Raw genomic sequence first — 13,607 nt, forward strand, 5'->3', positions numbered from 1 at the left:
GGTGCGAGCCGAGTGGGGTGCGTTGCAAGACGGTCGACATTCGCGGAGCGGTGCTCCCTGTGGAGGAGCCGGGTGACTGGTGTCACTTCCGAGGGGGAGGTCCTCAATTGGACTCCGGGGGCGCCCAGCGGCTATCGTCTCTCTCGCTTCTCGCGCGAGTGGCGGAATTGGTAGACGCGCACGGTTCAGGTCCGTGTGATCTCACGATCATGGGGGTTCGAGTCCCCCCTCGCGCACCGAATGCGGTGCGGGCCCGGTCCAGATGGACCGGGCCTTCGTCGTCGTAGTGGTGATCCCGGTTGTCCCGGCCGCTGGCTGCCCCGCGGTTCGGCGGGGTGGGGGACGGCGGCCACGTGCGGCTCAGGCGCGGCGTCGGCGCTCACCGAGGCGGGCGACCATGAGGCCGACGGCTGCTCCGCACCAGGAGCCGACGGCGTTCTGGGCGACGTTGGCCAGGCTCGGCCTGCGCTCCAGGGCGGGGATGAGCGCCTGGGCGAGCTCCGCGCCCGCTCCGATGAGGCAGCCCAGCAGTGCCCACGCCCACCAGGGCACCCTCGGCCAGGCCAGCGTGAGGATCGCCGTCAAGGGCGCCAGCATGACGAGGTTGAGAACGACGTCCTTGCCCGCCTCGCTCAGGAAGAACGGGCCGAGGAGGTCCTTCGTGGAGGCGATATCCCCTCCCGAGGGCCAGAGCACCGCCATGAGCACCGCGATCCCGTATAGCACCGCCAGAGCTCTCGCCGTCCTCCGGCGGGGGCCGGGGCGGTGGGCGTGCCCGGGCGTGGTGAGCTGATCAGGCCCGAGGAGGGGGAGCCCCTCGGCGGAGTCCGGATCGATGGTGCTGGGCGCTCTGACACGGGAGGAGTGCGAGGTCATGGGGGCGGGCACGCCTCTCAGCGTAGGTGCGGGACGGGACGGGTGTTGAGACCGCAGCGGCTCGAAATGATCACGAGGCCGGGTGATCGGCGCGAGACCGGTCGATACCAGGAGCGAGACCGGTCCTCCATCCACAGGCCCTCCCCGCCCCCGCAAGGGCTAGGAGGGCCTGTGGAGGACCGACCGGTCTCGATGCTGTTTTCGACCGGTCTCGGCGTGGTGGGGCCCGGGGATCAGCAGCAGCCGGTCTCGATGCTCTGCTCGGCGAGCTCGCGGCGGGCGCGCCAGTACTCCCTCTCGCTCATCGGTTCGTGATCCGGATGCTCGCGCCGGTGACGGGCGATGTAGCGCTCGTACCCGGATTCGCCGGTGAAGTCCCGCCACATGGCGCGCGCCTGGCGCAAGCCGTTGGGGAGCCCCGTCAGGGCGCGAGTCATCCGAGTCATCTCCTTCTCCAGCCGGTTGTCAGTGGGCGCCGTGGGGCGCCTGGCCTGGGATGAGCGCCGGGTCGCCCACGGTCTCGTACTCCTTGACGAGCTTCTTCTGCAACGGCGATGCGAACATCGTGCTCGGTGCGTAGAAGTTGGACTCCTGGTACGGGTCCTCGGAGTTCGAGGTGTTGCCCGTGCGGATCGACTTGACGACCCGCAGGAGTGCCATGACCATGACGAAGGCCACCATGACCACGAAGACGACGGACAGTGTGCCCTGGATCATCGTGTTGCGCACCACGGCCTGGGTGTCGGCGATCGCCGCGGCGTCGGTGAGCGTGGGCAGGAGCTTCTTGGCGTCGCGCCACTGCTGGAAGTAGCCCACACTCCGATCGGTGGAGAAGATCTTGTGCCACGACGCCGTGAAGGTGACCACCGTGTCGAAAACCAGCGGGATCATCGGGATCCACACGTACTTCGTGTAGCCCTTGCGCACCACCATGACCGTGCACACCAGCAGCGCGACGGCCGCGATGAGCTGGTTGGCGATGCCGAAGAGCGGGTAGAGGGTCTGAATCCCTCCTCGTGGATCGGTCACGCCCATGAGAAGCAGCGATCCCCAGGCCGCCACGACGACGGCGGTGGTCGCCCAGGCGCCCACGTGCCAGGAGGGGTCGCGGAACCTGGGCCAGATGTTGCCCAGGGCGTCGGAGAGCTGGAAGCGCGCCACACGGGTGACGGCGTCGACGGCCGAGAGGATGAACAGGGCCTCGAACATGATGGCGAAGTGGTACCAGAAGCCCATCATGGCCCTTCCGCCGCCGATCTGGTGGAGGATGTGCGACATCCCGACGCTGAGGGTCGGCGCCCCGCCGGTGCGCGAGACGATGCTGGGCTCGCCGACATCGGAGGCCACCTGCTTGAGCGCATCGGCGCCGGTATAGGTCGTGGGGGTGCCCGCCTCGTCCCAGGAGTCCCAGGTGGGCTCCATCCGGTTGCCGTGGGCGTCGGTGACGTTCAGGTTCTCGACGGCGGCATCGGCGATCTCGGCGCGCGCGGCGGCCTTGTCGTCGCCGTGGCGGGCGGCGGCCGTGGCGACGACGCCGGGGCCGGCGAGCTTGTTCATCGTAGCCTCGGAGGTGTTCATCGAGAAGTAGATGCCGGGGCTGAGCGAGACGGCCGCCGCCAGGGCCATGATCGCCACGAAGGACTCCATGAGCATGCCGGCGTAGCCGATCATGCGGACCTGCGACTCCTTCTGGATCATCTTGGGGCTGGTGCCCGAGGAGACCATGGCGTGCATGCCGGACAGGGCGCCGCAGGCGATGGTGATGAACAGGAACGGGAAGATCCCGCCGGCGAAAACCGGTCCCTCGGTGTTGAGGGCGAACTCGGAGACGGCGGCCATCTTGACGACGGGGTGCACGATGATGATCCCGATGGCCAGGACCGCGATGGTGCCGACCTTCATGAAGGTCGAGAGGTAGTCGCGCGGGGTGAGCAGCACCCATACCGGCAGGACGGCGGCGAGGAAGCCGTAGATGACCATGGCCCACACGAGTGTCGTGGGGGACAGGTGCAGGAACCTGCCGAAGGAGGACTCGGCCACCCATCGCCCGCCGATGATGACGCCGATGAGGATGGCGAAGCCGACGATGGAGACCTGTGTGATCCTGCCGGGCTGGACGTAGCGCAGCCAGAGGCCCATGCCGATGGCGATCGGGATGGTCATGCCGACGCTGAAGACGCCCCAGGGGGACTCGGCGAGGGCGTTGACGCAGACCATCGCGAGGACTGCGAGGACGATCATGAGCATGACGAAGACGACGATCGTGGCGACCGTGCCACCGATCTTGCCGATCTCATCGGTGGCCATTTGGCCCAGTGACCGCCCGCCGCGTCGCATGGAGAAGAACAGGACGAGCATGTCCTGCACGGCCCCGGCGACGACGACGCCCAGGATGATCCACAGTGTTCCGGGCAGGTACCCCATCTGGGCGGCCAGGACCGGACCGACCAGTGGTCCGGCGCCGGCGATGGCGGCGAAGTGGTGGCCGTAGAGGACCACGCGGTGGGTCGGGTCGAAGTCGCGGCCGTTGTTGATGCGCTCGGCCGGGGTCGCGTTGGTGTCATCGGGGCGCATGATCGTGCGCTGGATGAACAGGCCGTAGAAGCGGTAGCCGATGGCGTAGGTGCAGATGGCGGTCACCACGAACCAGATCGTGTTGACCCTCTCCCCGCGCGCCACCGCCAGCATCCACCAGCCCAGCACGCCCAGGGCGGTGATGACCACCCAGGTCGCGATGCGCTTGGGGGTCCAGGTGGTGTCCATCCTGGTGCCGACGGGCACGCCGGCCTTGTTCCTGATGATGAGGCGCTCCTCCTGGGGAGTGTAGGAGGGGATATCTCTTTGGTCTTGGGAGTCCATGGCTTCCCTTCTCGGCGCTGAGAGAGCGTTGTGCGGTGGGGATCAGAGGCGCGCTTGGGACAACGGCCTGGCACAGGCTACTCATTGCCCCGAGATTTGGCCATGTTGCGCACACCCGTGTCATCAAGAGAACGGCGCGCTGCCCGCCCCGGGGCGTATGGGCGGGCGCTGGCGACCGTCCACCGCTCGCGCGAAATGGGCCAGGAGCCTCTCCACCCCCGGGCGTCGTCGCCGTGCCCGGGGCAGCACCAGCAGGAGGCGGCGGCGCAGATCCAGTCCCACTGGCACGGTGCGGAGCTCACCGCTGCCCACGAAGCCCTCAGCGGCCGCATGGGGAACGACGGCGTGCGCCCCGGAATGGCGCACGGCTGTGAGGATCGCCGAGGTCGAGCCCAGTACGGGCGCGTCTGCGGGCACCGTGAGGCCCAGGCCGCCCAGCGCCTCCTCCAGCACCTTACGGGCGCCTGAGCCGGGCTCCCGCAGGACCAGGGTGCCGCAGCTGGTGGGATGCAGCAGCTCCTCGGCGCCCACGGGCGGCTCCCGCCGCGCCCAGGGGTGCCCCGGGCCGACTACCAGCACAAGCTCGTCCCTGCCCATGAGCCGCGACTCCAGCTGCTCACTGGCCCCGGCCCCCTCGATGAACCCGACCTCGGCACGGCCGCTGAGGACCCGATCCTGGACCGCCTGGGAGTTGCATACCTCCACTTGCGTGCCCACCTCCGCACCCGTGAGCCACACCGGCAGCAGCTGCTCCGCCACCGTGTAGGAGGCTGCGATCCGCACCGGTGCGGGGGCGGCGCGGAGTCCCTCCAGGGCGGCCCCCACCTCATCGAGCGCGGTGAGGGCCTCCTGGGCCAGGGCGAGGATCATCTCGCCCTCAGTAGTCAGCCGGGTGCCCGAGGTGGTGCGGTGCAGCAGCGCGGTGCCGGCGCTGCGCTCCAGACGGGCCAGAGTCGCCGAGACCGTTGGCTGGGCCAGCCCCAGTACCTGTGCGGCGGTCGAGATGGAGCCGGTCTCGGTCACGGTGATGAGTGCCTCCAGCTGCGCGGTGGTCGGACGCATAGCCACGCACTATAGCGCTCCAGGGATCCTGCTCTTGCCGGCGGTCGGCCTTGAACCCAGCATGGTCGGCGTGAAGAACCGTCCCACCGATCTGCTGCCGGGCCTGGCCCTGTGCGGCGCCGTCGCCATCGCCTCCATCCTCATCAACAGGCAGGTGCCACTGCTCTCCAGCATGCTCCTGGCCGTCCTGACGGGCCTGGTCCTGCGCAATATCGGCCTCATCCCCGGCAGCGCCGAGGCCGGGATCGCCTTGAGCGGCAGGACGCTCCTGCGCCTGGGCGTCGTCCTGCTCGGCCTACGGCTGTCGATCAGCGCCGTCCTGGCCCTGGGCTGGGGGGCCGTGGCGGTCATCGTCATGACTGTCACCACGGTCTTCCTGGGGACCCTGGGGCTGGGGCGCCTCCTGGGGCTGGGGCGCGCCACCTGCCTGCTCACCGCCACCGGCACCGCTATCTGCGGGGCGGCCGCGGTGGCCGGGGTGAGCGCCGTCGTGCGCCCCGGCCCGGGGGCGCGGCAGGACGAGGTCGAGGAGGCGGCGGCAACAGCGGTGGCCACTGTCACCCTCTACGGCACGCTCGCCGTCCTCCTCATGCCCCTGGCGGTCGGAGCCCTGGGCCTACCGGCGGTGCCCGCCGGGGTGTGGGTGGGCGCGTCGGTCCACGAGGTGGGTCAGGTCACGGCGACCGCCGGCGTCATCGGCGGGGAGGTGCTCGACGCCGCCGTGGTGGCCAAGCTCGGCCGGGTCGCCCTCCTGGCTCCCCTGGTGGCACTCGTCGGCGTGGCAGAGGGGCGTCGGGCCCGGCGCGAGCAGCAGCACAGTATCGAGCGCAGCGAGGTCAGCGCCGTTCTGGCCGGAGCGCCCGTCCCGCACCCCTCGCGCGTGACCCCGGTGGTGCCCCTGTTCGTGCTGGGATTCCTTGCCGCAGTGGCCCTGCGCTCCGTGGCCGGTGGAATCCTGCCGTCCTGGCTGCTGGCCGGGGCGGAGACCACCTCCGGCCTGCTGCTGACCATGGCCATGTGCTCCATGGGGGCGGGGGTCAACCTGCGCCGACTGGCGAGTGCCGGGCTACCGGCGCTGGGGCTGGGGGCCGGGGCCACCGCTATCGCCGTGCTGGTCTCACTGGCCGGCGTGCTGATGACGGTCGGCTGAGCGGCACTGGCGCGCGATGAGGGGATCCGGGCCCGATCGGGTCCACGCGCCCCTCAGGAGGGCCCGTCGTCCAGGTGCGCCACCAGGGATGCCGCCAGGCCCGTATAGGTCGCGGGCGTGAGTGCCAGGAGGCGCTCCTCCACGTCGGCGGGCATCCCCAGGTCCGTGATGAAGGCCCGCATCCCCGCGGCGCTCACCGCGCGACCGCGGGTCAGATCCTTGAGCCGCTCGTAGGGGTCGGCCATGCCCTCGGCGCCGGCCACCGACGCCGCCCGCATCGCCTGCTGCACCGGCTCCCCCAGCACCTCCCACGTGTCGTCCAGGTCCTGCGCGAGGCGGCTCGCATCGACGTCGAGACCGGCCAGACCCCGGCGGATGTTGTCGATGGCCAGTAGGGAGTGGCCCAGGCCGACGCCGATATTGCGCTGCGTCGTCGAATCGGTGAGATCGCGCTGGAGGCGGGAGGTCACCAGCGTGGCGGCGAGTGTGTCCAGCAGCGCCCCCGAGATCTCCAGGTTCGCCTCGGCGTTCTCGAAGCGGATCGGGTTGACCTTGTGCGGCATCGTCGACGAACCGGTGGAGCCCTGCGCGCTCAGGCGCTGGCGGAAGTAGCCCAGGGAGATGTAGGACCAGGCGTCCGTGGCCAGGTTGTGGGCGATCCGGCCGAAGCGCGCCACATCGGCGTAGAGCTCGGCCTGCCAGTCGTGGGACTCGATCTGCGTGGTCAGCGGGTTCCAGGTCAGGCCCAGGTGCTCCACGAAGGCGCGGGACACCGCCTCCCAGTCGGCCCCCGGCACGGCGACGACGTGCGCCCCGTAGGTGCCGGTGGCGCCGTTGATCTTGCCCAGGTACTCGGCGGCCTCGACACGGCGCGCCTGGCGGCCCAGCCGGTGGGCGAGCACGGCGATCTCCTTGCCGAGCGTGGTGGGCGTGGCGGGCTGGCCGTGCGTGCGCGCCAACATCGCGACATCGGCGTGCTCGCGAGCCATGGCGGTCAGGTCGGCCACGAGCCCGTGGGCCGCCGGGAGCCAGGCCTCGGTGATGGCCGAGCGGATCGTCAGGGCGTAGGCGAGGTTGTTGATGTCTTCGGAGGTGCAGAAGATGTGGACGATCTCGCCCACCTCCGGCAGGACGGAGGCCCCGCCGTCGGCGCCCGTGACCCCGGGGGCCTGGGCCGCGGCGGCGAGGCGGCGCTTGAGCAGGTACTCCACGGCCTTGACGTCGTGGCGGGTCTCGGCCTCGATGGCGGCGAGCTCGGCGATCTCGTTCGGCCCGAAGGTCTCCACGAGCCCGCGCAGGTAGGCGGTCTCGGTGTCGGTCAGGACGGGTGCCCCGGGGAGCACGCGGGTGGCAGTGAGGTGGATGAGCCACTCGATCTCGACGTGCAGGCGCGCCCGGTTGAGCGCGGCCTCGGAGAGGTGGTTGGTCAGCGGGGCGACGACGGCGCGGTAGCGGCCGTCGAGCGGGCCCAGGGCGATGGGGGGAGTCACGGTGGCGAGGTCGACCATGCGCTCATTGTGGCAGGTGCCGGGCGCCCCGCGCGGGGCGCCCGGCGGGAGGGCGGTCAATCGCGCTCGCGGTGGAGGGCGGCGACGACGACCGTCGAGACGACCGAGGCGATGAGCGCGGCCGGGATCGCCCCGGACCAGCCGTCCACCGTCAGCCCCACAGTCAGGCGGTCGCCAGCGGCGCCGCTGAGGAACTCCTCTGTGATCCAGCCCGTCAACCGCAGCATCGCCCCGTTGATCACGAGGGCGAACAGCCCGAGGGTGAGGAGGCGCAGGGGGAGGGTCAGCACCTTGACCACCGGCTTGACCACCGAGTTCACGGCGGCGAGCACCGCGCCGATGATGAGGAGGTTGGTGATCGTCGGCAGCGTCGTCGCGTTGGCGGGCAGGGACAGCGAAGCGGGCAGGAGGAGCGAGGCCAACCACAGCCCGGCGGCGTTCCCAACGATCCGGATGGCGAGTTCCATGCCCCTTATCCTGCCAGCCCCCGCGCGGGCCGCGCTGTGACAGGGACGTGAGGGGGCGTGGAGGCGCCCAGGAGGATGGCTGGACTTCGGTCCCGCTCTCGCTACGCTCAGCCCATGACGCATGACGACTCGCGCTCCACCGCTTCGCGGCGTGCCGCCCGCAGTCCCATCACCACCCGCCAGAATGAGTGGGAGGCCCGGTACTGCGGCGTTCACCGTCCGGGGACGGCATGAGCGAGCCGCTGGGCGGCGAGGGGACCGAGCCTCCCGAGCTTCCCGCCTGGATCGCCGAGTTCGTGCCCGTGGCCGATCGCGCCAGAGAGCCCCTGATCACCGCTCTTCCCTGGATCGGCGCCGGCGCCCTCCTCATGGCGGGCGCCGGCGCCTGGGCGGCCCGCCTCTCCTTGCGCGACCTGTCCGTGGTGCCCTGGCCCACAGCCCTGCTCCTCCTGGCCGTCGGCACCGTCCTCGCCCTCGACCGCGATCGGCCCGCGGACCACCGCCTGCCCGCGGGCGTGGTCACCGCCACCCGCGTCCTCCTCGTCGACCTCACCGTGAGCGCCCTGTCCCTCGGGCTGTGGATCGGGTTGCGTCTCGCCGGCGCCCCGCATGCGCTCCTGACCGCCACGACCTGCGCGGGCGGGGCCATGGCGATCGGCAACCTCGGGGCCTGGTTGCGCGCGGGCCTCGGCGCCCGGGCGCGCCGGACAGCGACAGCGCCGGCCGTGGTGGGTGCGCTGGCCGTCGTCGCGGCGGGACTCGCGGCGGGCATGGCCGGGGGGCCGCGACTGCCGGGCCCCTCCTGGTGGTGGGTGGGTGCGCTGGCCGTCGTCGCCGATATTGAGGCGGCGCTCGCCGTGCGCCGCGAGCGCGGGGCGCGTCGCCGGGGCGCGGCCGCCTGAGGCTCCCCCGCTCCTTGCGCGGGACGACCGCGGCGCGCTGGCCGTGCTCGGTCCCCGCCCCTTCCCCGTGAACCACAGGCCTCCTCATGTACGACCCAGGACGGCCCCTGGGGACTGCCCGTCCAGGGCACTGCGGGGCCGACCTACCGTCGAGCCATGGCACAGCTCGACATCGCGTCGGCCGGCACCGCAGTCGACGCCGCATCCGTTCCCTCCGCCGTCCCCGCCAGTTGGACAGGGCTGGCCGCCAGCCAGTGCCAGAGCGCCCTGGACTCGGCCGTCCTGCTCATCCCGGCCCTCAACCTGCTCCTCGACGCCGCCGCCAAAGCCGCCAAGGACTTCGACGCGATGCGAGGAGGCGCGTCATGACGCCCATGGCCGCCAGTCCGCTGAGCGCGGGCCCCGTCCTGCCGCCCAGCCCCCCGTCGACGCCGATGGGCCGGGCCCACCATGCCGAGCTCTCGGCGGATCCCCATCCCTCGCCGTCGGCGGATCCCCATCCCTCGCCGCCGCCCACCCAGGCGCCGAGGCCCGTGCCGACCGCCCAGGCGAGACCCGCTCCCACCCCGATGGAGCCGTCCTCAGCGACGCCAGTGACCATGGGTCACAGCTGGGCGATGACCCAGGGCCGCCCGCTCGTCCTCGTGGCCGGGGGGTCATCCATCTCAGTGAGCACGGCGGACCTGGATGCCCTCGCGGCCTCGCTCACCGCCGCCGCCGGCCAGCTCGACACCGCGGCGGCGCATGTGCGCAGTGCCAAGACCGACGCCGAGGGCGCGCCCGTCCCGGCGGACATCATCGCCCAGGACCCCAGTAACAACACGGCCATCATCGCTCAGACCGGCAGCTCCCTCCTTCCCGACGCCGATTCATCATTCGTCGCGGGCCTCGTCGAGCTGCCCGTGGCCGCCTTCGAGCGCAAGCGCGACGCCCTCATCTCCGCTTGCGACGACCTGCTCACGGGCGCCGGCTCGCTCAGCGCCGCCTCGAGCGTCCTCACCTCGCTGGCGGCGGACGTGTCAGCCTGCTCGCTCATGTACACCGACGCCGAGAACGGCGCCACGGTGCGCGCGGATGCCGACGTCGGCGCCCGCGCCCACGGCCCGTCCCAGGAGGCTCTCGCGGCCGGCGCGGTCATTGGGAGCGGGCTGCTGCTCACCGCCGGCGTCTGGCTGCCCACCGTCGTCCTCGTCGACATCCTCACCGCATACGGCCTCATGCCCGATGACGCCCAGGTGGTCCTGGAGAACCTGCAGCTCCTGCTCAAGAGCGACATCACCTCGGAGTGGGCCATGAGCAACCTCATCGGGCTGGCCTGTCTCGGCGCCTGGGCGAGGAAGGGGGAGACCGGCAGGGAGGGAGCTACCATCCAGGAGTTCCTGAGGGCCTCAGCGAGCCAGCTCGACGCCAGGGCGACGGCGGAGCTCCCCCCTGAGGTGCAGGTGGGCAGTCGAAAGGTGCCCACCTCCTCCCTCACGCCCATGCAGCGCGTCGCCTACGCCCTGGCGCTCGAATCGGAGAAGGCCGGGGCCACCCGCCACGGCGAGCCGACCGCCCTGCTCATCGCTCCGCACAATAGGAGGGGCGCCACGGGAACGGCCGTCCGCGTCCCGCCCGGCCCCCAGGACCCCTTCGGCCTGGGCAGCGACATCGCCGCTCAGGACCTCACGGGCAGTCGGATCGACTCGCCCCCATCGACCGCCTCCGAGCTCCTCGACCACGCCCGGACCATCAAGGGTCAAGCCCGGGCCGACGGCGCCGGCGCCATCTCGATCCTGCGCACGGACCACGCTGACGGCACGCGCAGCTGGGTGGTCGTCGTCCCCGGAACCACGGAGTGGACCAGCGGGGATACCAACCCCCAGGACCTCCAGACCAACCTCCAGGCCGTCTCCGGTCGCCCCACGGACATGGAGGCCGCCGTCGTCACGGCGATGAGGCAGTCAGGGATCCAGCCGGGCGAGGAGGTCGGGATCTACGGGCACTCCCAGGGCGCGATGACGGCGGTCAACATCGCCTCCGACCCCGCCGTCACCGAGAACTACACGATCACCAGCGTCCTCACCGCGGGCGGCCCCACCTCCGGGGTGGCCCTGCCGGACGGCACCCGCGCCCTCCACCTGGAGTCCACTAGCGATGTCGTGCCCGGGCTGGACGCCTCGACCAATCCGGTCACCCCCAACCGGGCCACCGCCTACGTCGACACCCGCGGGGGAGGCGCTCACAGCGAGTCGGTCTACGCCGACGCCGTGCGCGGCGTCGAGAGCAACGAGCAGGCCTTCGCCGACTACTCGCGCGACCTCTCCGGGCTCACCGGGGCGGGGGAGCAGGGGGCCACCACCACCGAGGTGGTCTTCGACGTCACCCGCGAGTACTGACGGAAGCCGGGAGAGCCGGGGCTCGGGCAGCCGGAATCGGGTGTCGGCGGCCGGGTGCGAGCGCGGAAGGCGGGGGTGCAGAAGTCCCCTTGGTGGGAGGATACGGGCATGAGCAGCACGAGCACCTCCGCCATGGGCGCCGCAGCGCCTGCTCCCGCCACCCCGGCCGTCCCGCTGCGCCGCGATATCGCCGCCCTGCCCGCCTACGTGCCCGGCGCCCGCCCCCAGGGCGAGGGCATTGCCAAGCTCTCCTCCAACGAGCTTCCCTACCCGGTCCAGGACTCCGTGCTCGCCGCCCTCACCGACGCCGCCGCGGGCGTCAACCGCTACCCGGAGATGACCGGGCAGCGGCTGGCCGAGGCCCTGGCCTCCCGGCACGCCGAGCACGGGATCGACCCCTGCCAGATCGTGCTCGGCAATGGCTCCGTGGCCCTCATCCAGCACCTGCTCGACACGGTCTGCGAACCGGGCGACGAGGTCGTCATCCCCTGGAGGTCCTTCGAGGCCTACCCGATCTGCATCGCTGTGGCCGGAGCGCGGGCCGTGCGCGTCCCCGTCACCGCCGAGGGCCGCCACGATGTGCCCGCCATGCTCGCCGCCTGCGGGCCGGCCACCCGGGTCATCATGGCCTGCACCCCGAACAACCCGACCGGTCCCGCTCTCACCGCCGCCGAGTTGGAGGCACTGGTGGATGGCGCCCCCGACGGCGTGCTCGTGCTCGTCGACGAGGCCTACCTCGACTTCGTCACCGATCCGGCGGTCGGCAACGCCCTCGATCTCCTGGCCGACCACCCCGGTCTCGTGGTCTCCCGAACCTTCTCCAAGGCTCACGCTCTGGCCGGCATGAGGGTGGGCTACCTCATGGCCGAGCCGGCGCTCGCTGCGGCGATCTGCTCCGTGACCACGCCCTTCGGGGTGAGCCTTCCCGCGCAGGCCGCTGCTGCCGCCGCCATCGCCCCACCGGCCTTGGCCGAGACGGCCGGGCGTGCGCGCGCCGTCGCCGCCGAGCGGGACCGGGTCCTCGCCGCACTGCGCGATCAGGGCTGGACGGTTCCGGATGCCCAGGGCAACTTCTATTGGCTCGAGGCGGGTGAGGAGGCCGCCCGCCTGGCTGCGCACTTCGAGGCGGCCGGCATCCTCGTGCGGCCCTTCGTCGGGGAGGGCGTGCGCGTCAGCGTGGGCACGCCCGAGGACAACGAGCGCGTTCTCGCCGCGACGGCCGCCTGGCCGGGCAAGCGCGCCTGACTGACCCGCTTCGCCTGCGCCCTCATCCCGCCCTTGCGCCCTCGCCTTCCACATACCGTCTCATCCCCGCGTTGCGCCCTCAAACTGCGAGGATGAGGGCGCAACGCCGGGCCGAGACGGTTTCTGCGGGCTGAGGGCGTTTCTGCTTAGGCGATCGTGACGAGGAGTAGGACGCAGAAGACCATCTCCACGATCCCCATCGTCCCCGGCCGCAGGGGCCGGTGCTTGAGGCGCACCTGGCGCCACTGGAGTCTCGGCATGACCCAGGCGCGGATCGCCAGCACGACCCACAGGATCGCGTGCGCCCAGGGGAGCCACCCACCAACGGCCAGCCATAGGGCGCCAGCCGCGACGACGGCGTGGGCGCCCACCGTCCATGCCAGCAACCGGTAGTTGAAGCGCTCGCGGATCATCGACTTGATGTACGGCACCGTGCCGCAGAAATAGGCCGCGGTCGACGCCGTCACCAACCACATCCAGGGCCAGCCCACCAGCCGGCCGTTCGGGCTGGATCCGGGCAGACCGGCGCCGTCGGCCCCGCCGGTGCCCAGGAATCCGCCTGCGCCGTGGACCGCCAGGCAGTAGGTGATGCCGGCCATGAGGCTGGCGGCCGCCGTCGTCGACAGACCGGAGGGCAGTGAGCGCTCACGGCCGCGCCACACCTCATGAGCGGCGATGCCCAGAAGTGGCAGCATCGGGACGGCCCACTGCAGCAGGTAGGGGGCCAGGAGGATCGTCAGCAGCCCCAGTCCCGCAGTGAGCCCCGTGTAGGTGACCATCGGGGGGATGAGGAGGGCGCGCTTGCGGGCTGAGCGCGTGCGCAGCCACTGGGACCAGGCCCAGTAGGTGAGGTAGCCGTTCCACCAGGCGGGCAGGAGCAGGAGGTTGAGCCAGCTCCAGCCGCCGACCACCCAGCCGACCATCGGCGGGACGATGAGCATCGCCCACGCTCCGTGCTGGTTCGGCACCCAGGCTCGGCGGCCCGGCTGGCGGCGGATCTGCTCCTGCGTGAGGCGGGGCTCGCGGCCCGGCCGACGGGGAGTCCGCTTCGACGGCGCGGAGGGACGGGTCTGCGTCATGCGGATCAGCCTACGGGCTCCGCCCACCAGCGTGTCAGCTCTGTCAGCTCCCGGGCGCCGCACCGTCGGGCTGCGCGATCG

At 71.7% G+C, this 13,607-nt stretch carries 12 protein-coding genes and 1 tRNA gene; 6 read left to right on the plus strand and 7 right to left on the minus strand.

Features of this window, described 5'->3' with window-relative positions; all coding sequences use genetic code 11:
* The first annotated feature begins 152 nt into the window (after positions 1-152).
* Positions 153-236: transfer RNA gene (locus tag B6G06_RS00110), tRNA-Leu, on the plus strand.
* Positions 237-360: 124 nt separating this feature from the next.
* Here B6G06_RS00110 and B6G06_RS10345 read toward each other — a convergent pair.
* The 4 genes from B6G06_RS10345 to B6G06_RS00130 all read right to left on the minus strand — a co-directional run bounded on the left by B6G06_RS10345 (position 361) and on the right by B6G06_RS00130 (position 4,797).
* Entirely contained in the window at positions 361-888 is a 528-nt protein-coding gene (locus tag B6G06_RS10345; RefSeq protein ID WP_240494063.1) for a VanZ family protein, read from the minus strand.
* Positions 889-1,109: 221 nt separating this feature from the next.
* Complete coding sequence (locus B6G06_RS00120; RefSeq protein WP_080462323.1) at positions 1,110-1,313, minus strand: YbdD/YjiX family protein; 204 nt, start codon at positions 1,311-1,313, stop codon at positions 1,110-1,112.
* 28 nt (positions 1,314-1,341) lie between these two features.
* Entirely contained in the window at positions 1,342-3,735 is a 2,394-nt protein-coding gene (locus B6G06_RS00125; RefSeq protein ID WP_080462324.1) for a carbon starvation CstA family protein, read from the minus strand.
* A gap of 123 nt (positions 3,736-3,858) precedes the next feature.
* Entirely contained in the window at positions 3,859-4,797 is a 939-nt protein-coding gene (locus B6G06_RS00130) for a LysR family transcriptional regulator (RefSeq protein WP_081170340.1), read from the minus strand.
* A 70-nt stretch (positions 4,798-4,867) separates the two neighbouring features.
* On the opposite strand from B6G06_RS00130, the gene B6G06_RS00135 reads away from it, so the two are divergent.
* A complete protein-coding gene (locus B6G06_RS00135; protein WP_229657815.1) occupies positions 4,868-5,947 on the plus strand; it encodes a YeiH family protein in 1,080 nt (359 codons plus the stop codon).
* 53 nt (positions 5,948-6,000) lie between these two features.
* Here B6G06_RS00135 and purB read toward each other — a convergent pair whose 3' ends face one another.
* Both purB and B6G06_RS00145 read right to left on the minus strand, forming a co-directional pair.
* On the minus strand, positions 6,001-7,455 hold the full coding sequence (purB, locus tag B6G06_RS00140) for an adenylosuccinate lyase (protein WP_080462327.1): 1,455 nt from the start codon (positions 7,453-7,455) through the stop codon (positions 6,001-6,003).
* Between the two features lie 56 nt (positions 7,456-7,511).
* Positions 7,512-7,922, minus strand: coding sequence for a phage holin family protein (locus B6G06_RS00145; protein ID WP_081170342.1), 411 nt, complete (start codon positions 7,920-7,922; stop codon positions 7,512-7,514).
* Between the two features lie 230 nt (positions 7,923-8,152).
* Here B6G06_RS00145 and B6G06_RS00150 point away from each other — a divergent pair, with 230 nt between their 5' ends.
* The 4 genes from B6G06_RS00150 to hisC all read left to right on the plus strand — a co-directional run bounded on the left by B6G06_RS00150 (position 8,153) and on the right by hisC (position 12,447).
* Positions 8,153-8,824 (plus strand): hypothetical protein, encoded by a 672-nt coding sequence (locus B6G06_RS00150; protein ID WP_080462329.1) that lies wholly within the window; start codon positions 8,153-8,155, stop codon positions 8,822-8,824.
* Positions 8,825-8,980: 156 nt separating this feature from the next.
* Positions 8,981-9,193, plus strand: a complete 213-nt coding sequence (locus tag B6G06_RS00155; RefSeq protein WP_080462330.1) for a hypothetical protein — start codon at positions 8,981-8,983, stop codon at positions 9,191-9,193.
* Entirely contained in the window at positions 9,190-11,202 is a 2,013-nt protein-coding gene (locus B6G06_RS00160) for a hypothetical protein (RefSeq protein ID WP_125898858.1), read from the plus strand. Before B6G06_RS00155 ends, B6G06_RS00160 begins: the two co-directional genes overlap by 4 nt.
* 108 nt (positions 11,203-11,310) lie before the next feature.
* A complete protein-coding gene (gene hisC, locus B6G06_RS00165; protein WP_081170347.1) occupies positions 11,311-12,447 on the plus strand; it encodes a histidinol-phosphate transaminase in 1,137 nt (378 codons plus the stop codon).
* Between the two features lie 146 nt (positions 12,448-12,593).
* Here hisC and B6G06_RS00170 read toward each other — a convergent pair whose 3' ends face one another.
* Positions 12,594-13,526, minus strand: coding sequence for a YwiC-like family protein (locus B6G06_RS00170; RefSeq protein ID WP_080462333.1), 933 nt, complete (start codon positions 13,524-13,526; stop codon positions 12,594-12,596).
* Between the last annotated feature and the right edge of the window lie 81 nt (positions 13,527-13,607).

The sequence above is a fragment of the Actinomyces gaoshouyii genome (assembly GCF_002076915.1).
In the GTDB taxonomy this organism is placed as follows: Bacteria; Actinomycetota; Actinomycetes; order Actinomycetales; family Actinomycetaceae; genus Actinomyces; species Actinomyces gaoshouyii.